Annotated in this window: 13 protein-coding genes; 3 read left to right on the forward strand and 10 right to left on the reverse strand. The window is 72.3% G+C overall.

Going from position 1 to position 19122, the window contains the following annotated elements; genetic code table 11:
• The first annotated feature begins 160 nt into the window (after window positions 1-160).
• On the forward strand, window positions 161-841 hold the full coding sequence (locus D7X30_RS14505) for a Crp/Fnr family transcriptional regulator (RefSeq protein WP_120563505.1): 681 nt from the start codon (window positions 161-163) through the stop codon (window positions 839-841).
• A gap of 3 nt (window positions 842-844) precedes the next feature.
• On the opposite strand, the gene D7X30_RS14510 is transcribed toward D7X30_RS14505, so the two are convergent.
• The 4 genes from D7X30_RS14510 to D7X30_RS43605 all read right to left on the reverse strand — a co-directional run bounded on the left by D7X30_RS14510 (window position 845) and on the right by D7X30_RS43605 (window position 8635).
• A complete protein-coding gene (locus D7X30_RS14510; protein WP_120563506.1) occupies window positions 845-2386 on the reverse strand; it encodes an adenylate/guanylate cyclase domain-containing protein in 1542 nt (513 codons plus the stop codon).
• A gap of 14 nt (window positions 2387-2400) precedes the next feature.
• Window positions 2401-4419 (reverse strand): protein kinase, encoded by a 2019-nt coding sequence (locus D7X30_RS14515; protein WP_120563507.1) that lies wholly within the window; start codon window positions 4417-4419, stop codon window positions 2401-2403.
• A gap of 154 nt (window positions 4420-4573) precedes the next feature.
• Window positions 4574-5440 (reverse strand): NAD-dependent protein deacetylase, encoded by an 867-nt coding sequence (locus D7X30_RS14520; protein ID WP_120563508.1) that lies wholly within the window; start codon window positions 5438-5440, stop codon window positions 4574-4576.
• 66 nt (window positions 5441-5506) lie between these two features.
• Window positions 5507-8635, reverse strand: coding sequence for a tetratricopeptide repeat protein (locus tag D7X30_RS43605; protein ID WP_120563509.1), 3129 nt, complete (start codon window positions 8633-8635; stop codon window positions 5507-5509).
• A 171-nt stretch (window positions 8636-8806) separates the two neighbouring features.
• Between D7X30_RS43605 and D7X30_RS42855 the strand changes: the two genes are divergently transcribed.
• The gene (locus D7X30_RS42855) at window positions 8807-10264 is read left to right on the forward strand and encodes a TonB C-terminal domain-containing protein (RefSeq protein WP_233591555.1); all 1458 of its coding nucleotides are present in this window, start codon (window positions 8807-8809) and stop codon (window positions 10262-10264) included.
• Window position 10265: 1 nt separating this feature from the next.
• Here the strand turns inward: D7X30_RS42855 and D7X30_RS14535 are convergent, their stop codons facing one another.
• Entirely contained in the window at window positions 10266-11765 is a 1500-nt protein-coding gene (locus tag D7X30_RS14535) for an amidase (protein ID WP_158619266.1), read from the reverse strand.
• Window positions 11766-11835: 70 nt separating this feature from the next.
• Window positions 11836-12573 carry a murein L,D-transpeptidase family protein gene (locus D7X30_RS14540; RefSeq protein WP_120563511.1) on the reverse strand — a complete coding sequence of 246 codons (738 nt, stop codon included), beginning with the start codon at window positions 12571-12573 and terminating at the stop codon, window positions 11836-11838.
• A gap of 296 nt (window positions 12574-12869) precedes the next feature.
• Between D7X30_RS14540 and D7X30_RS14545 the strand changes: the two genes are divergently transcribed.
• Window positions 12870-15095 carry an RIO1 family regulatory kinase/ATPase gene (locus D7X30_RS14545; RefSeq protein ID WP_120563512.1) on the forward strand — a complete coding sequence of 742 codons (2226 nt, stop codon included), beginning with the start codon at window positions 12870-12872 and terminating at the stop codon, window positions 15093-15095.
• A 294-nt stretch (window positions 15096-15389) separates the two neighbouring features.
• Here the strand turns inward: D7X30_RS14545 and D7X30_RS14550 are convergent, their stop codons facing one another.
• The 4 genes from D7X30_RS14550 to D7X30_RS14565 all read right to left on the reverse strand — a co-directional run bounded on the left by D7X30_RS14550 (window position 15390) and on the right by D7X30_RS14565 (window position 18984).
• Window positions 15390-16280: an alpha-ketoglutarate-dependent dioxygenase AlkB gene (locus tag D7X30_RS14550; RefSeq protein ID WP_120563513.1), complete on the reverse strand. Its 891-nt coding sequence runs from the start codon at window positions 16278-16280 to the stop codon at window positions 15390-15392.
• 12 nt (window positions 16281-16292) lie between these two features.
• Complete coding sequence (gene deoD, locus D7X30_RS14555) at window positions 16293-17006, reverse strand: purine-nucleoside phosphorylase (RefSeq protein WP_120563514.1); 714 nt, start codon at window positions 17004-17006, stop codon at window positions 16293-16295.
• 15 nt (window positions 17007-17021) lie between these two features.
• Entirely contained in the window at window positions 17022-18428 is a 1407-nt protein-coding gene (locus tag D7X30_RS14560) for a LysM peptidoglycan-binding domain-containing protein (RefSeq protein ID WP_120563515.1), read from the reverse strand.
• A gap of 85 nt (window positions 18429-18513) precedes the next feature.
• Window positions 18514-18984 carry a putative toxin-antitoxin system toxin component, PIN family gene (locus D7X30_RS14565; RefSeq protein ID WP_233591556.1) on the reverse strand — a complete coding sequence of 157 codons (471 nt, stop codon included), beginning with the start codon at window positions 18982-18984 and terminating at the stop codon, window positions 18514-18516.
• Window positions 18985-19122 lie beyond the last annotated feature (138 nt).

The following is a 19122-nucleotide window of genomic DNA, read 5'->3' on the forward strand; positions in this document are numbered from 1 at the left end:
TGCGATGAAGGAACAGTACCGGGCCCCCCTGTTTCGATCTGTGAAGCGGCCCACAAGCCCGGTGTGAAGGCGTTCACACCCGCCGGACTTGTCCGCCGGACCTGGATGGGAGGCTTCCCTACCTGCATCCAGGGATTCCGGGCAGAATGGACCTCCCCCCATGTCCTACGCGCAGCTGCTGGCCGAAATCCCCATGTTCGAGAGCCTCGGCCGGGAGGACCTGGAGAACATGTCGTCGCTCCTCCAGCCCCGGCGCTTCGCGAGGGGGGAAGTCATCTTCCACCGGGGGGACGTGGGCACCGCGCTGTTCATCATCCGGCGCGGCCAGGTGGCCATCCGGCTCTCCTCCAGCGAGGGGCGCGAAATCACCCTGGCGCTGCTGGACCGGGGGGACGCGTTCGGAGAGCTGTCGCTGCTGGACGGCGAGATGCGCTCCACGGACGCGATGGCGCGCGAGGAGGCGCACCTCCTGACGCTCCAGCGTGATGACTTCCGGCGCTACCTGGAGACTCGGCCGCAGGTGAGCCTGGCGCTGCTGGCGAACATGAGCCGGCTGGTGCGGCGCACGACGCAGCTCGTGTACGACTCGGCGTTCCTGGATGCGCGAAGCCGGCTGGTGCGGGTGCTGCTGGAGCTGGCGAAGACGCAGGGGAAGCAGGCCCCCGACGGGCTGGTCATCACCCCGAAGCTCACGCAGTCGGAGCTGGCCAACCTGTGCGGCGTCACCCGCGAGAGCGTCAACAAGTGGCTGCGCTACTACGTGCGCGAGGGGATGCTCAGCTTCGAGGGCGGGCAGATCATCCTCCTCCAGCCGGAGCGGCTGGGGCAGGACGCGGAGTAGCCGTCAGCCGCGCACGCGGAAGAGGGACAGGGGCTCGTCGCGGCCCTTCACCATCACCGGGGCCAGCGGCTCCAGCGCGAAGGCGTCCGCGTCCAGGAGCGCCCGCGTGGCGTCCGTAATCAGCACCTCGCCCGGGCGCGCGACGCCGCACACGCGGGCCGCGACGTTGGTGGCGTCCCCCACGGTGGCGTACTGGAGGTAGCGCTCCGAGCCGATGTTGCCCGCGGCCACCGGGCCGGAGTTGAGCCCGATGTGGACTTGAATCTCCGGCACGCCCTCCGCCCGCCAGCGGGTGTTGAGGTCCGCCAGGGCCTGCTGCATCTCCACGGCCGCGCGCACGGCCCGGTCCGCGTCGTCCGGCCGGGCGAAGGGAGCGCCCCACACGGCCATCAGCGCGTCGCCGATGTACTTCTCCAGCGTGCCCTCGTGGCGGAAGACGACGTCCGCCATCACCGGGAAGTACGCGTTGAGCATGTCCACCACCTGCCGGGGCTTGAGGCGCGAGGACATGGCGGTGAAGCCGGTGATGTCGGAGAAGAGGATGGTGACGTTCGCCTCGCGCACCTCCAGCGGCACGCCCCTCAGTGCCTTCAGCTGGCGCACGACGTCCGGCGGGAAGAAGCGCTGGTAGGCGTTTCGCAGCACCGCCTCCTCCTCCAGGCGCCGCGCCAGGTGCGCGTGGTCCAACGAGATGGCGGCCTGGTTGGCGAAGGCGGTGAGGAACTCCAGGTCCTCGTCGGTGAAGAGGCCTCCCTGCTTGAGGCTGTCCAGGTACAGCACGCCCAGCACCGTGTCCCGCGTGCGCAGGGGCACGCACAGCGAGGCGCGGATGGACTGGCGGAAGACGGAGTCCGCGCCCACGAGCCGCGCGTCGTCCTGCGCGTCGGTGAAGAGGGCCGCCACGCCACGCGAGTGCACGTAGTCCACGATGTGCTGGCTGTAGAAGCGCTCCGGCAGCGCCCCACCCCGCACGCCACGGGACACACGCGGCTCCAGCGCCCCCGTGTCGCGGTCCACCAGCAGCACCGCCGCCCGGTCCACCGCCCAGATTTGAAAGACGAGCTGGAGCACGCGCTCCAGGAGCCCGTCCACCGGACCCGGGGAGGACAGAATCTGCCCCACCTTGAGGAGCACCTGGAGCTTGTCGCGGGTGCGGTCCGGCGAGCTCGTGTCGAGCAGCGCCTCCATGGTGGGCCCGCCGGAGAAGCGCGTCTCCAACGGCTGCGTGCGCAGCGGGCCCCAGCCGTCCGGCAGCGGCGTGTCCAGCGACACCAGCCGGAACCACACCTCGCCGCAGCGGAAGGACTGGCCGTGGCCCAGCTCCTGGCGCGACACGCGGTGCGGCCCCACGAAGCTGCCGTTCTTGCTGTCCAGGTCCACCAGCACCACGCGCCCGCCCGCGCGCTCCAGCCGAGCGTGGCGCCGCGACAGGCTGGGGTGCGGCACGCGGATGCCGTTCTCCTCGGTGCGGCCGATGGTGGTGGTGCCCTCCGGCAGCATCACCACCCGTTCATCCACCTGGCCTGGGTTGAGGATGACGCGCATGGGCTAGACGGGCTTCAGGTGGGCCCCTTGGCCGTGAAGGCGCCTGGCCGGGGCAGGGATGCGGGCGATTCCAGGACGGCGGGGGCCACCTGTTCGGAGGTGCGGTCCGCGGAGGACGCGGACTGGCTGCCGTGGCGGGCCACCACCTCGCGCACCGCGAGCAACGGGCCTCCAGGCCCCGGCAGGTGGCGGTCCCCGGCGAGCCGGCAGTCGAAGGCGTCCTGGAGCCGTGCGGCCAGCGTCTCGCTCACCAGCACCTGGTCGCGCGCGGCCACGGTGGCGAGCCGCGCCGCGGTGTTCACCACGTCGCCCAGCACCGTGTGGTCCAGGCGCCCGCGCCCGGCCGCGCCCACGTTGCCGGACAGCACCGGCCCGGTGTCCACGCCCATGCACACGCCGTGGGCATACGGAGACGCATCACCGCCGCTCCACGCCAGACCCTGCAGCCGCTGCTTCACCGCGAGGCAGGCGTCCAGCGCGCGCGCCACGTGGCCTTCGCCCTGGAAGACGGCCATCACGGCGTCGCCCAGGAACTTGTCCACCACGCCGCCGCGCGACTCCAGCTCCGGGAGGATGACCTCGAAGTTGGCGTTGAGCCGGCGCAGCGCGGACTCCGGCGGGTGCTTGCGGGTGACGGCGGTGAAGTCCGCGACGTCCAGGAAGGCCACCGTGGCGTCCACCTGCTCGCCCGCGAGCCCGCCCGGGCCGCGCACCAGCGGCAGCACCCGGTCCACGATGCCGCCGTGGACGAACATGCGCAGCAGCGCGTTCTCCTCCGTGGAGCGCACCGCGCGGCGCAGCTCCGCCACGTGGCGCACTGTCTTGGCCAGCGTGGACTCCAGGTCGTCCAGGTCCACCGGCTTCACCAGGAAGTCGAACGCGCCCCGGTTCATCGCCGTGCGCAGGTTGGGCAGGTCACCGTAGGCGGAGACCATGACCACCTTCACCAGCGGATCCACCTCGCCCACGCGCGACAGGAAGGTGAGCCCGTCCATGCGCGGCATGTTCAGGTCGCACAGCACCGCGTGCGTGTCCGGGTGCTGGCGCAGGGCCTCCAGCGCCTCTTCGCCGTCGCGCGCGAAGACGAAGCGGTAGACGCCGTCGCGCACGTGCCGGCGGAAGCGCTGGCGCATGAGCAGCTCCACGTCCGGCTCGTCGTCCACCACCAGCACCGTGGCGGACTGCCCGGCGCGGCCCGCCTCCACCAGCGCGACGAAGGCCGCGGCCAGCTCGCGCGCGGAGGTGAAGCGCTGCTCCAGCTTCGGGTGCAGGGCGCGCTGGAAGAAGGCGTCCCCGCCCGCGCCCAGCTCCGGCACCAGCTGCGAGACGGGCACCGCGGGCGGGTGGAAGGCGCCGCGCAGGAGCGGGCCCACGGACTCAGGCCCGTAGGGGAACTGGCCGGTGAGGGCGCGGTAGAGCACCACCGCCAGCGACCAGAGGTCCGCTCTCGCGTCCAGGTCCGGATCCGCGCGCAGCTGCTCCGGGCTCATGTAGCGCAGCGTGCCGGTGAGCCCCTCCGCCTGCGCGGGCGCTCCCGTGGGGATGAGCGAGCGCGCGAGCCCGAAGTCGAGAACCTTCACCACCTCCTCCCCGTCCACGTGGGCGAGGAAGAGGTTGGCGGGCTTCAGGTCGCGGTGGACGAGCCCCGCCGCGTGCGCCGCCGCCAGCGCCCGGGCCACCGGCGTGACGAGCGCGGCCACGCGGGCCGGGGACAGGCGCCCCTGCTGGGTGAGGCGCGTCTCCAGGTCCTCGCCCTCCAGCAGCTCCATGACGATGTACGGCATGCCGCCGTCCACGCCGGAGTCGTGCACCTGCACCACGTGCGGGTGGCGCAGCCGGGCCACGGCCTGCGCTTCCTGTTCGAAGTGGCGGTGGGCCTCCGGCGTGCGCGCCACGACGTCGGAGGCGATGAGCTTGAGGGCCACGTGTCGCTGGAGCTGCAGGTCGACCGCGCGCCAGATGGCGCCCATGCCACCGCCGCCAATCCTGCGCTCCAGCGCGTACCTGCCGCCCAGCGGGCGCCCGGTGTCCATCGGCCCTGTGTCTCCGTCCCGGGCACGGCCACAGCGCGCGTGCCTCGCGAAGCCGGGAATGATGGCACACTTGGCCCCTCCCCTGGCGTGCCCATTCGGTGCCGCGCCCGAAGCCCCGGCGCCCGGCTGCACGCCCGGTGTGGGAGGAGGACCGTCAGGTGCGGGTCAGCGCCTGGGCGAGCCGGGGAAGGACCTCCCCCGCTCGCGCCTCCACGCGCACATCCGCGAGCCCGTCGCCCCGGCTCTCCCCGATGTTGAGGATGCCAATGGGCATGTGCCGCTCCGCCGCGCGGGTGACGAAGCGGTAGCCGGAGTAGACCGTCAGCGACGAGCCCACCACCAGCAGCGCGTCCCCCTCCTCCACGAGCGCGAACGCGTCCTGCACCAGCGGCGCCGCGACGTTGTCGCCGAAGAACACCACGTCCGGCTTCAGCGTCCCGCCACAGCGTGTGCACGAGGGGACGCGGAAGCCCTCCACGGCCTCCTGCGACAGCTCCGCGTCTCCGTCCGGACGCAGCTCCACGACGGTGTGCGCGAAGTCCGGATTGAGGCCCAGCATCCGCGCCTGGAGCGACGCGCGCGGCTCCTGCGCGCCACACGCCAGGCAGCGCACCCGCGACAGCGCGCCGTGCAGCTCCAGCACACGCTCACTGCCCGCAGCGTGATGCAGGCCATCCACGTTCTGGGTGATGAGCCCGGGCACCACGCCCGCCTTCTCCAGCGCGGTGAGCGCGAAGTGCGCGTCGTTGGGCCGGGCGGTGGTGAAGCGTGGCCAGCCCAGCAGGCTGCGCGCCCAGTAGCGCTGACGCACCTCCGGCTGGTGCAGGAACTCGCGGTGCTGGATGGGGTTGCGCACCTTGTGGCGCGTCTCCGGGCCGCGATAGTCGGGGATGCCGGATTCGGTGCTGATTCCGGCGCCGGTGAGCACCACGACGCGGCGTCCGCGCAGCAGCCTGGCCAGGGCGTCCACGCCGGCCTCCGGCGGAAGGGCGGCGACAGGGGAGTCCGTGAGGAGCGTCATTCCACCCTCCGTATAACGTGGCCCGTTCGCGCTCGCTCCAGGGCCTTGCCACTTCTGACGAGGCGATTACCGGACGAGCGCGTCCCTGGCGGGGTCCGCGGGCTTCGGCGTAGCCATGGCGGCCTTGAGGTCCTTGCGCGCGGCGGGGGGCAGCCTGGCGATCCAGCGGTCCATCGCCTGGCGCAGCTCCGGCACGGAGGACTCGTCGTCGGGGAGCGCTCCGGCTTCCTGGCGGGCCTCGGCGGCGAGCCGGACGGCGCGGGCCGGGTCCTTCTTCGCGTCCCACAGCGCGCGGGCCAGCATGTAGCGCGCGGCGGGGCGCTCCGCGGGACGGGGCCGGGCGCGCTCCCAACCGGCGACGGCCTGCTCCAGCGGGGCCAGCGCCTCGCGCGGACGGCCGAGCACCATGTACGTGCGCCCCAGGTCCACCAGGGCCCCCGTCCAGCCGCCGTTCACGTCGTCAGGCAGGGACGTCTGGAGCGCGGCGGCGCGCTGGAAGTACGGCAGGGCCTGGTCCGGCTGGTTGCGGTAGCTGAGCGTCTGGCCCATGCCCCGGAGCACCAGCGCCAGCGTGGGGTGGTCCGGGCCCAGGCTCTTCTCCACCTGCTCGAGCGCCGTGGCGAAGCGCTGGGTGGCCTCCTCCAGCCGGCCCATGTGCACCAGCAGCGTGCCGATGTTGTTGACGATGATGGCCACCGTGGAGCTGTCGCGTCCCTCGGTCGTCTCCGCGATGCGCAGCGCGCGCTCGTACAGGGGCAGCGCCTCCTCGCGTTTGCCCTGGTACTGCATCGCCAGCGCCAGGCTGTTGAGCGCGTCCGCCACCTGCGGGTGGTCCTGGCCCAGCGAGCGCTCCAGCAGCGCCAGCGCGCCCCGGGCCAGCCGCTCCGACTGCACGAAGTCGCCCTGCTGCCAGCGCACGCTGGCCTGCTCCAGGCGGATGCGCGCCACGTCCGGGTGCTCGGGGCCCAGCGCTCCGCGCACGGTGCCCAGGGCGCGCTCGTACAGGCCCAGGGCCTCCTCCGCGCGCCCCTGTGAGCGGCGCACGGTGCCCAGCTCCACGCGCACGTCCGCGACCTCCAGGGCCTCCGGGCCGAAGCGCTTCTCCAGGAAGGACAGCGCGCGGGTGAGCTGCTCGTGGGCCTCCGGGTAGCGGCCCTGGCGCGACAACAGCCGGCCCAGGTTCATGGCGAGCGCGCCGGCCAGTTCCCTGCTGGCGCCCAGCCGCTCCACCGCGGCGCTGGCGCGCTCCGCGGCCTGCTGCCCCTGGGCGTAATGGTCCAGCCGTTCGCCCGTCACGCGCACCGCCAGCGTCCACGCCCGGGCGGCGGCGTCGTCATTGCGGCCGGCCTCCGCGGTCCACGCGGCCTGGAGCACCGTGGCCTCCGCGCCCCGGTAGTCCCCGGCCCCGTCCTTCAGCTCCGCGAGCAGCAGCAGCGCGTCCGCGGCGCCGGCCCAGTCCCCCGCGGCGCGCGCGGCCTGGGCCACCGGCTCCACGCGCGCCACGCCCTGCGAATAGCGGCCGGCGGCGCGCAGTGCCCTCGCGTCCACGAGCGCCTGGAGCAGCGCGACCGTGCGGTCCCTGGCGGCGGGGTCGTCGGGTGAAGCGTGGCCGCGCGACGTCAGCGCCTCCACGTCCGAGCAGCCCGCCAGCGGCGTCAGCCCCTCCACCGCGCGGGGCGCCCGCTCCACCAGGTCCGGGTCCGCCTGCGTGAACAACTGCGTGAGCGCGGCCACGTCCGCCAGCCGCGCGTCCAGGCAGCGCATGCGCAGCGCCATCACCGCTTCGCTCTGCTCGTGGCGCACGCGGGTGGCTTCACAGGCCGCCGTGCGCGTCGTCACCCACGCGGCGGTGTACGCGTCCAGTCCCCGGCGCACGTGCCGGAAGGCGTCGTGCGCGAAGCGGCGCTCGGTGCCGACGAAGGCCGCCTCCACCGCCTGCTGCCGGGGAGCGTCCCACACGCCGTCCATGGCGCGCGCGGCGCCCTCGCAGCCCGTGACGTCGCGGCCGTGGAGGACGTGCGTGAGGCCCACCGCGGACAGCATGAGCAGCGACGCGCCCGCCACGCGCAGCCGTCGCGTGCGGCGCGCCGCGGGGTCCGACTCCAGCGCGGCGATGAGCGCCTCCATGGACGCGTGGCGGTCCTCGGGCTTCACCGACAGGCCCTTCACCACCACCTTGCGCAGCCACTGCGGCACGCCGGAGTGCCGGGGCACGCTCTTCACCCGCCCCGCGTGCACCGCCTGGGACAGCTCCTCCACCGTCGCGCCCGCGAAGGGGCGCTCGCCGTAGAGGCCTTCGTAGAGCGCGGCGCAGAAGCCGAACTGGTCGCTTCGCGCGTCGGTGCGCTCCTCTGGCGGGAACTGCTCCGGGGCCATGTACGCGGGCGTGCCGCCCTCCATGGCGCGCGGATGCGTGGGGCTCCCCGGCATCACCGGCGGGACCACGGCGCCGAACATGATGCGCGACAGGCCGAAGTCGGTGACACGCACGCGGCCGTCCTGGCCCACGAGGATGTTCTCCGGCTTCACGTCGCCGTGCACGACGCCCACCGCGTGCGCGGCGGCGAGCCCGCGGGCCACGGCGAGGAAGAGCTCCACCACCTGGCGCCACGGGTGTGGACCGTCGTGCTCCCACTTGCGCAGCGTGTGCGCGTCCACCAGCTCCATGGCCAGGAAGACCTGCCGGCCGAAGGTGCCCACGTCGAAGACGGAGACGACGTGCGGGTGGGAGACGCGGGCCATGGCCTGAGCCTCGCGCAGCACCTGCGTGCGTCCGGCCTCCGCGCCCAGCCCCAGCGCCTCCACCTGGAGGAGCTTGAGCGCGACGCGGCGGTCCAGCTCCGGGTCATAGGCGGCGTACACGACGCTCATCCCGCCCACGCCCAGCATCTCCAGGATGAGGTAGCGGCCCACCGCCGTGCCTCGCGCGAGCGGCGGCGTGGGCAGCCTCAGGCGCGGCTTCTTTCCGCGCCACGGGTCCACGGCCAGCGTTGCCAGCTGGCTGTCGAGGACCTCCTCCTCCGGAGCAGCAGGCCCGGAGTCCGTGGGCGGCTGCACCTTCAGCGCCTCGGACACCATGCGCCGGCAGGAGGGACACGTGTCAAGATGCTCGTCGACGAGCGCGGCCCTGTCGGGAGGCAGCGTCCCGAGCAGGAGGTCCATGAACGTGGGTTCGTCCAGACAGGCGAGGGGCATGGGAGGCACGTGGAAGGCGGCAGCACAGCAGGAGTCACGGCGGGCGTCGAGTCACCCCCGGGACGTTTCCTGCGTTGAAGGGTTGCCTGCTCGGCGGGTGGGACGTCGGTTCGCGAACGCACGCGCCTCAACGTGTTGAGACAGGGGGCGCTTTCTGGGAAGTGTCCGAGCATGCGGCGGTTGCGACGTCTCGGATGGGCCGGACTGATATCGCTGGCGCTGCACGCCCTCATCTTCGGGCTGTTGTGGACGCTGGACCCTCATCCGTCGCCCACCGGACGCACGGCCCGGCTGCGCGAGAAAGCGGTCGAGGTGGAGATCATCACCTCCCCTTCCGTCACTCCGGCGCCACCAGCGGTCCAACCGCCTCCGGCCCGGGAGCCCGCCACGCCACCGTCTGGCATCGCGACGCGTGCGCCGCCGAAGAGCGTCCCCACGCCGACTCCCCCCGTGGCGACACGCGAGGCGCCGGAGTCCGCACCGCCGCCCGTCAAACCGCGCGCGCCAGTGAAGGACGCGCCGACCGAGCCACCTCCAGCGACCGCGACGCGCGAACCCCCGGAGCCGCCTCCGCCTCCCGTAGCGACGCGTGAACCCCCGGAGCCGCCTCCGCCTCCCGTCGCGACGCGCGAGCCCGCTCCCTCCGAAGACGCTCCGCGCGCGTCGGCGGACGACATTCCACGCCTGGACATCGCGACCCGCGCGCCCGCTCCAGACGGGGACCGGCCTCCGGGCACCCTTCCCCAGAACCTGCTCCCCTCCCCCGGCTCGAGCAAGGGGGTCATCATCACGACGCCGGAGAACTCCCGGGGCGGAGGCCGCACGCTGCGCCCCGGCGACCCCAGCCTGTCCGCCGAATCCCTCTCCGCCGAGGAACACGCGCGCGTGTCGGATCGCGTGCAGGGCATCGTCGACGAACGCCGCGCGCGCGACCGCGTGGACACCGGCCGCATCCATCCCTACTTCGGCCAGCTGCGTGCACAGTTGGAGAAGCAGATGGACGCCCCGCCCCTCTTCGACATGCCCAGCGTCCCCAAGCAGCTGCTGTACTCCTACGCGGAGAAGGCCCGGCAGTTCGGCGCCAGCGGCTCCCCGGGAGCCATGCCCGGGCCTCGCAAGCCCCCCAAGCCGGGCGAACTCCTCGCGAAGCGCGCCCGCGACGAGCCCGGCTACAACCGCCTGCGCGGCCTCTCCCAGGCGGGCGAGGAGCTCCAGGACTTCGCCCACGGCGTCAGCACGATGAAGCTCACCGTCACGCTGGAGCTGCTCCAGGGCCCGGACGGCCTGCTGCGCGAGGTGAAGCTCATCAGCCGCAGCGGCAACCGCGCCTACGACGACTACGTGCTCCAGGCCGTCCCGCCCGCGCTGGGGAAGTCCGCCCCCCCGCCACCGGACGCGATGGGCGTGCACACGGACGGCATCCGCAGCGTGTGGGCCGTGGAGGGCCGCGTCGTCTACGTGCGCAAGGTCAGCGAGATGAAGAAGGGCACGGACAACGTCTACCTCGCCGCCCTGGCCGCCGCGGGACTGCTCGCCGGAAACTTCGATGAGACCACCGGCGAGGTCTACGTCATCGACGTGCGCAACCCGCACTTCGAATGCCGCTCGCGCCTGCTGCGCGTCTACTGACTCAGGGCGTGAACGCCGCCGGCCACCGCACGCCTCCGCCCAGGGGCAGCAGCGCCTCCGCCACGTCGAGCAGCGCCCCGTCCGCCCACCGCCGCCCCACCAGCTGCGCTCCCACAGGCAGGCCCGCCGACGTGCGCCCCAGCGGGAACACCACGACAGGGCTCCCCGTCGCGTTGAACAGGCAGGTGAACCCGCCAAAGGCCTCCAGGTAGTCACTAGGCACGCCGTCCACGTCCAACGGCGCCCCGAACGGCGTGTGCGGCGGCGCGGCCGTCATCGCCACCGGCACGAGCCACGCGTCCCAGCCGGACAGGAAGTCCTCCAGCAGTCCGATGTGCACGTCCCGGCGGCTGAGCGCCGTGCCGTAGCCCGTCATGTCCACGCGGGTGCCCTGCACGATGGCCTTCGCCAGCAGGTCGCGCTCGTAGGGAAGGAACTGCTGCTGGTAGCCCTCGCGCACGGGCGGAGGCAGGGGCGCGCCCACCTCGGCGCCCTCCATCAGCCCCCACACCTCCACCAGGTCCGCGAAGTCCTGCCCCGGCGGCACGGCCTGCTCCACCACGACGCCCTCCGCGCTGGCAGCGGCGATGAAGCGCTGGAACAGCTCACGCGTCTCGCGGTCGGCCTGGAAGGGCCCCAGCGTGTCCGCCCACGCCAGCCGCAGGCCCTTCAAGGCCCGGGGCTTCGCCGCCCCCACCGGCACGACGGGCGGCACCTCCGGAGCGCGCGGATCCGCGCCCTCGATGAGGGACAGGATGAGCCGCACGTCCGCCACCGAGCGCGCCAGTGGCCCCGCGCACGCCATGTGGCGCACGTGGCGCGGCCCGCCCGGTGGGTCCGGGATGTGGCCGAAGGTGGAGACACGGTGCTCCGTGGGCTTGATGCCCACGATGCCGCAGCAGTGCGCCGGCTGCCGGATGGAGCCGCCAATGTCGCTGCCCACCTCGAATGGGGTGAGCCCCGCCGCCACCGCCGCCGCCGCACCACCGCTGGAGCCGCCCGGCGTGCGCCCCAGGTCATGCGGGTTGTTCGTCCGGCCCCAGAGCGGCCCGTCCGTCTGGAAGTCCCCCGCGAACGGCGGCAGGTTCGTCTTGCCGAAGAGGATGGCCCCCGCCGCCTTGAGCCGGGCCACCACGGTCGCGTCCTGCGCGGGCACGTACTCCGCGAAGGCCGGGTGGGCGGACGTCGTGCGCAGGCCGGCGGTGCTGAACGCGTCCTTCACCGTGAAGGGCACGCCGTGCAGCGGGCCCCACAGCTCGCCCCGAGCGAGCGCCGCGTCCGCCTCTTCCGCCCGCTTCCGGGCCTGCGCCTCGTCCCACGTCACCAAGGCATTGAGCGCGGGGTTGTGCGCTCGTGCTCGGGCGAGGAAGGCGTCCAGCACCTCCACCGCGGTGACGTGACGCTCGCGCAGGGCGGCGGCCAGCTCCGTCGTCGTGAGGGATTCGAGCGCTCGTGCGCCCCCGGCGAGTCCGGACTCCTGAAGCGGAACGGATGATTTCATGTGCGTGCACTCCCCCCTGAGGCCGGCCCCGGCGGCGCGGCCCTCCCATGCACCCGGTTCTACCAATTCCTCAGCGCGCCCGGACCTGGGGAGCCGGCGACACCACGTAGGCGGACGCGGAGTCATCCACCTTCACCTTCGGTGGACGCCGGGACTCCTCGAAGAGGCGGTAGCCCGGCTCCAGGCCGCGCCAGAAGGCCTTGCGCGCGTCGGTGACGCCGGAGAGGGCCTCCAGCGCCGCCAGCCCCGCCGCGTCCAGCCGGCGTGGGAAGAGGTGCACCGGCACATCGCGGCCCATGCGCGCGCGGGCCTCGGACACCATCACGTACAGCTCCTCGATGGGGCCGTCCTCGATGGCCAGGCAGCCGATGCTCACGCAGTCGCCGTGGATGTAGATGTCGCCCCCGGGCTTCGCGGCCCCCTGCTTGCGGTCCAGCGCGTTCGGGTAGCTCACCCGCAGGGACAGGTGATACGCGCTCTTCGGGTTGAAGAGGTCCACCGTGTAGAAGCCCTCCGGGACCTGCAGGTCGCCCTGGGCCCGCTTGGGGCCCACGTCGCCGGAGGCCGCGCAGACGGGGAAGGTGCGCACCTTCACCAGCGGCTGGCCCGGCTTGCCCGCCCAGACCTCCAGCTCGCGCTCGACCTTGAAGGCCCGAAGGTAGAGCTCCTCCGGGGGCCAGGACAGCCCCGCCTCCTTGAACGTCTGGATGAGGCCGGCCGTCTGGCGCTTGCGGGCCGTCGCGACCCGGTCTTCCGCGTGGGCGCACAGCGAGGCCAACAGGACACCCCACGCGAGCAGGATCTTCATGGGCGGAATGCTCCTTTCGTGAAAACCGTTTGACGCCGGGCGGACGTCAATCCGGTCCCTGGGCAGCGGTGGGCGCCGAACAGGCTATAGGCACGGGGGCACCCCTGGCCCCCTGCTTCCCAAGCTGCTAGCAAGCGGTACGTGGGCTTTCTGGATGACGTTCAGCGCAACGGCGATGGAAACCAGGAGCCACCCGGTGTTCTCATCTCCAACGTGCATCATGGCGAGCAGGGGCCGCCGGTGTGCGCAGCGACTGTTGCTCCCCGCCCCGTGCCGTTCCGGCCTTTTGCTTAAGAATGAATGACTCCCTCGAGACCCTCCTCGCCGACGGCATCATCGACGCCGTCATCGGCCAGCTGAAGACGGGGAAGGAGGCGGAGGTGTGGCTCGTCCAGCACGCCGGCCAGGTCGTCGCAGCGAAGCTGTACAAGGAGCGCCACGAGCGCAACTTCCGCAACAACTCCGGCTACAAGGAAGGCCGCGAGGTGCGCAACTCGCGCACGCGCCGCGCCATGGAGAAGGGCAGCCGCTTCGGGCAGGCCGCCGCGGAAGAGGCGTGGAAGAACGCGGAAGCGGACTCGCTCTACAAGTTGCACGCACAAGGCGTGCGCGTTCCCACGCCGGTGCTGTTCTACGAGGGCATCCTCCTCATGGAGCTGGTGCGGGACGCGGAAGGCCAGCCCGCGCCCCGGCTGGTGGAGGCTCCGCCCCAGACGCCCGAGGAGGCCGAGGCCCTCTACATGGACCTGCGGGCCCAGGTGGTTCGCACCCTGTGCGCGGACCTCATTCACGGGGACCTGTCGCCCTACAACATCCTGATGAGCGGGTCCGGCCCGACCATCATCGACTTTCCGCAGACGGTGGCGGCGGCGCGCAACAGCCAGGCGGAGTTCTACTTCCGCCGCGACCTGGACAACGTGCGGCAGTTCCTGGAGGGCGTCTCGACCCGGCTGGCGGGCCGCGCGGGTGACACGGGCGAAATCTGGAACGCGTACGTGCGGCGCGAACTGACGCCGGAGTACGTGCCGTCGGGCGCGTTCCGCGAGGCGCCGCGCCGGCAGGGTGGCACGGGCCGTCAGTCCTCCCGGCAGGAGCGGTTCCTCCAGCAAGAGGAGGCCCGGCGCAACGAGGTCCGTCCGGCTCCGGCGCCCGTGGTGGAGGTGGAGGAAGGGCTCAGCGCGGAGGAGGCGGAGCTGCGCGCGCTGGAGGCGCTGGTGCTGCGCCAGGGTGGCGGCGAGCGTGGGCGGCCCATCGTCACGGCGAGCCCGCGCGATGGGCGCCGGCGCGGTGGGTTTGGTGGCAAGCCGCCGCCGCGCACCGGCAATGCGCCGCGGCCCGGGAACGGTGGGCCCCCGCAGAACGCGGGAGCGCGCCCGCCGCAGGGTGGCGGCAACAACCGGCCCAGCGGCAACAACAACGGGCGTCCGCAGCAGGGCGGGCCGCGCAACGGCGCTCCGGCGCAGGGCGCGAGTGCACCGGTGGCGCAGGGCGATGCGCGCATGAACGGCCGGCCGCAGCAGGGCGGGCCGCGCAACGGCAACCCGCGCAGCGATGGACGTCCGCCGCGCCAGCCCAACGGCGAGGCGCGCATGAACGGTCAGCCGATAGGCGAGAACGCCCAGGCGCCGCGGCAGAACGGCCGGCAGCCACGCACGAACGGGCAGCCTTCTGGCGAGAACGCTCAGGCGTCGCAGCAGAACAGCCGGCCGCCACGCACGAACGGGCAGCCTTCTGGCGAGAACGCTCAGGCGTCGCAGCAGAACAGCCGGCCGCCGCGCATGAACGGGCAGCCTTCTAGCGAGACCGCTCAAGCGTCGCAGCAGAACAGCCGGCCGCCGCGCACGAACGGGCAGCCTTCTAGCGAGACCGCTCAAGCGTCGCAGCAGAATGCCCGGCCACCGCGCATGAACGGCAAGTCCCGCGGCGGTGAGGCGGGCATGAACGGCCAGCCGAGCATGAACGGGCAGCCCTCTGGCGAGAACGCTCAGGCGTCGCAGCAGAACAGCCGGCCTCCGCGCATGAACGGCAAGTCTCGTGGCGGTGAGTCGGGCCCGAATGGTCCGTCGCGCCAGAACGATCAACGGTATGTCGGCGAGGCGGCAGTGAACGGCCAGCCTCACGGCGGCGAGTCGGGTGTGAACGGCCAGTCGCAACCGCAGAACGGCAACGGTCGGCCGCCTCGCAACGAGTGGCGCGCGAATGGGCGTCCGCAGCAGAACGGCGGGCCTCGCCAGGAAGATGCGGGGGCGCAGTCGCGCACGAACAGCAGGCCTCCGCGCAACAACGGCTCCTTCCAGGACGGCGCCCCGCAGCAGACCGGCGAGCCGCGCCAGAATGGCCGGGGTCCGGGCTCGGGTCCCCGCGAGGCGCGTGGCAACCTGCCCAACAACGGTCCCCGGATGCCCCGTCAGGGCCCGGAGCGCGGCGCGGGACGTGCGTCCCGGGGTTCCGCGCCCCAGGTGAGCTACGTGGCCCGTCCGCCCGCGGCCTCGTCCTCGAACCCCGAGACGGGCTCCTCCTAGCCTTCGGTCGGGGGAGCCCCCTGCCGGGCCTCCCCGCCAGCGGCGCACCGCGAAAACCTGTCCGACAGTCGGACAGGTTTGGAGGACGCGAGGCAGGCCCCGTCACCCACCGTGGTCGGGTCCCCCGGCGACGGCCGGACCGCGAAAACCTGTCCGACAGTCGGACAGGTTTGGAGGACGCGAGGCAGGCCCAGGCACCCGCCGTGGTCGGATCCCCCGGCGACAGCCGGACCGCGAAAACCTGTCCGACTGTCGGACAGGTTTTGAACCGCGCCGGCCGGGAGGCGCCGCGCCCTACTCCGCCTTCACCGGCGGCTGTTCGCGCGACAGCTCCTCACGGAAGAACCGGCTGCCCTTCGCGAGCGTCTCCATGTACGGGCGCACGTCCTCGCGGGCCTCCGGACTCAGCGCCGCGAACGGCGTCACGTGCGCGTCCGGCACGTACCGGAACGTCAGGTTGATGCGCCGCGTGCGGAAGTCCGGCAGCTCCGGCGGCATCACGTGCCCCGCGCGCGTGTCCACCCGCTGCACCCGGTGGAACGTCTGTTCCTTCCACTGCGCCCCACCAAAGAGCTGCAGCGCTCCGTCATCCAGCCACTGCTCCAGCACCACCGCGTCCCGCTCTCCGGGCCGCGTGGAGGTGACGAACTGGATGAGCGCGCGCTCGCCCAGGGACAGCGACGCCACCGGGCCCGGCTCGAAGTCCTTGTGCTCGCCCACGCGCGCGGTGTCCACCCAGCGCCCGTCCTCCAACCTGCTGCCGTAGAAGTTCACCAGGCACGTGTTGAGGTGCCAGCCCTGCGGCATGTCCGGGCCCCGGAACATCCGCCGCGCCAGCGCCTCCACCTTCTCAATCTGCCGCTGCAGCACCGCCGGGAACGGCTCCGCCTTCACGCAGCGGTTCTTCACGCCCTTCGGGGGCCGGTAGTAGTCCAGGCACGCGAACTGCCAGTTGCCCAGCCAGTACACCGGCCTGAGCAACCGCCGCTGCTGCTGGCCTTCCGGCGGTGGGAAGTGCTTCGAGTAGCGCTCCTCCCACAGCGGGTGCAGCGTCCCCAGCCACGCCAATATCTCCGCGCGGTCCGCCGAGTTCAGGAAGCTCGCGTTGTAGTGATGGCCCGGCGTGCGCTGCGCGGCCTTGCGCGCCAGCGGGGAACCCGGGCCCCTGCGGGGAGGCAAGGCCATGCGCTCAGGTCCTCACGCCTCGGAGGCGGCCACGTCCAACGCCAGTTCGATCATCTCGTCGAACGTCGTCTGACGGTCCTCCGGCGACAGGTGCTCGCCGGTGCGGATGTGGTCCGACACGGTGAGCAGGGACAGCGCCCGCGCGCCGAACTCCGCGGCCACGCCGTACAGGCCGGCGATCTCCATCTCCACCGCCAGGATGCCCATCTTCTCCAGCGTCGCGTTGAGCGCTTCCTGCGGGTGGTAGAAGAGGTCCGAGGTGAAGACGTTGCCCACGCGCACCGGCTTGCCTCGCTTCTCCGCCGCCTCCACCGCGCGCCGGGCCAGCGTGAAGTCCGCCACCGCCGGGAAGTCGTGGCCCATCACGCGCATGCGGTTCACGTTGGAGTCCGTGCCCGCGCCCATCGCCACGATGACGTCGCGCAGCTTCACGTCCGTGCGCAGCGCGCCGCAGCTGCCCACGCGGATGAGCACCTTCGCGCCATAGTTCTTCACCAACTCCGTCGCGTAGATGGAGATGGACGGCACGCCCATGCCGTGCCCCATCACCGACAGCCGCTTGCCCCGGAAGGTGCCGGTGTAGCCCAGCATGTTGCGCACCGCCGTGACGGAGCGCGCGTTCTCCAGGAAGCGCTCGGAGATGTAGCGAGCTCGGAGGGGGTCGCCCGGCATGAGGATCACTTCAGCGAAGTCACCGGGAGACGCGGAGATGTGCGGAGTTGCCATGGAAGCAGAAGCCTTTCAGCGCCCGGTCGACAGACCGGAGGGAACACCCGTGGGAACGGCCACCGGCGTCGGTGCCGGCGCGGCGGGAGTGCACGGGTTGGGCAGCTTGCCCGAAGCCGCGGGCGCCGTGTTCACCAAAGCGGGGGCCTGCGCCTGGGGAGGCAGCCGGCGCGCCGGCAGCTGCACCGGCGGGGGGATGGGGCAGTGCGTGCACGGGCCCTTCAGCGGAATCACCAGCCGCCGGCCAATGCTCAGGAACGTGTTGCGCATCCGGTTGGCCTTCTTGATGGCCACCACGCTGGAGTTGTGACGCAACGCAATGCCACCCAGCGTGTCCCCGTTGCGCACCTTGTACATCATGAGGTTCTGGTCCGGCTGGAGCGCCAGCAGCGGCGCCACCCGGCGGCCCAGCTCCTGCGCGCGGCCGTTGAAGAAGCGCACGTGGAAGTGATCGCGGTGCCGGCGCGCGTGTTTGATGAGTGAGTTGAAGCCCGCGTTGAACAGCGAATCCAGCCACACCTTGTCCTCGCCAATGGACAGCGCGTAGTCGTACAGGACCTTCATCACTCGCTTGTCCACGAGGATCATCTGCACGTCGGTGTTCACCACCAGCGAGCGGACCAGCGCCCAGTTCATGGCCACGTCGATGTAGCGCTCCCGCTCGCGCTCACGCACCGGCTCCGCGGTCGGGTAGTAGAAGCCGAAGTCCACATCGCGGCCGTTCTGGTGGCTCTTGTGCGGGCGCAGGTAGCCGCCGTCCTTGGTGGACAGGCGGTTGACACGCAGCGTGGGCACGTTCGGGTACTGCGCGCGCACCGCGCGGATGGCGGCGGCCACGTAGTCCACCGTCTCCTGCGTGCCGTAGGCGATGTCCGGCGACACCACGAGCCAATCCTTGTCATCCGGCACGCGCACGCTGTTGAGCTGCCGGCCGCTCTCCACGAAGCCGATGGACATGGAGCCCAGCGTGGCCGGGTCCTTCTTCCACGCCTCGGTGAGTGCCTCGTCGGACAGGTCGGCGGTGTACAGCGGCCCCGAGGGCGCGGCGGGCGCGAGCGGAGCCTGCATCTCGCCTTCCTCGCTCACGCCTTCGTCGTCGGTGGCCGCGGTGGCCTCGTCGTCCTCTTCCTCCGCGTCCACCGGGCAGGGGTTCTCCCGCACGGCGGCGGCGGTGACGACGGCGGCGACCTCCGCCGGGGAGGGCATCGCGACAGGGGCCCCGGACGCGCTCACCGCGGGCGTGGCCTGGGGCTCGGCCGCGGCCGGGGCCTGCGCGGGCGGCGTCGCGGCCGGCGTCTCCACGGGCGGCGTCGCGGGCGAGGCCTGCACCGGGGCCGGCGCCGGAGCGGGCGCCGGGACAGGGGTGACGACACGCGCGGCGCAGCCGGCGCAGAACAGGAGGATCAGGAGTGAGGAACGCACCGGGCCGCAGGATGGCCCGAGATGCCCGGGTCACCAAGCGCGGAGCGCGATTTTGACTGCGCGTGCGCACCCCTGCCTGCCTGCTTCAATCGCTCCGTGTGAAGCCTTCCGCTTCGAGCACCTGCGAGGCACGGCGAGGCGAGAGCACGTCGAAGGGCAGCCGCCGTCCGCCGCTCATGGACAGCACGCGCTGGTCCTTGCTCACCAGCCATGAAGCGCCCGCGCGGGCCGTCAGCTCCAGGAACTTCTGATCATCCCGGTCCCGGCACGGAGGCAGCTCCACCGGAGTGCCCTCACCGTCGGCGATACGCACGAGCGCGCCGTACGCGTCGCGCACCATCCGCTGCGCGTCCGCCGTCAGCTTGAACGAGGGATAGGCGAGCACCAGCGCCAGCTCCTTCAGCGTGTGCCGGTCCACCCACGCCGTCAGCGCGCCCGAACGCAGCGCCTGCGCCAACGGCCGCGTGAAGACGTCGTCAAAGACGAACACGTCCAGCACCACGTTGGTGTCCAGCACCACGGAACGAATGACAGGCGCAGCGGAAGGCGTCTTCACGGTGAAAGAACTTTCCATCACCAACACCGCGGACACAACCCTGTCGTTTCACGCGTCAATCACAATGCACGGAGGGTCCATGGCGGAAACCAGGAATAACCGACAAGAATGCATCTCGCTGAACCCCTCCCCCTGACC

Origin of the sequence: Corallococcus sp. AB011P (assembly GCF_003611605.1) — a bacterium.
GTDB classification, from domain to species: domain Bacteria; phylum Myxococcota; class Myxococcia; order Myxococcales; family Myxococcaceae; genus Corallococcus; species Corallococcus coralloides.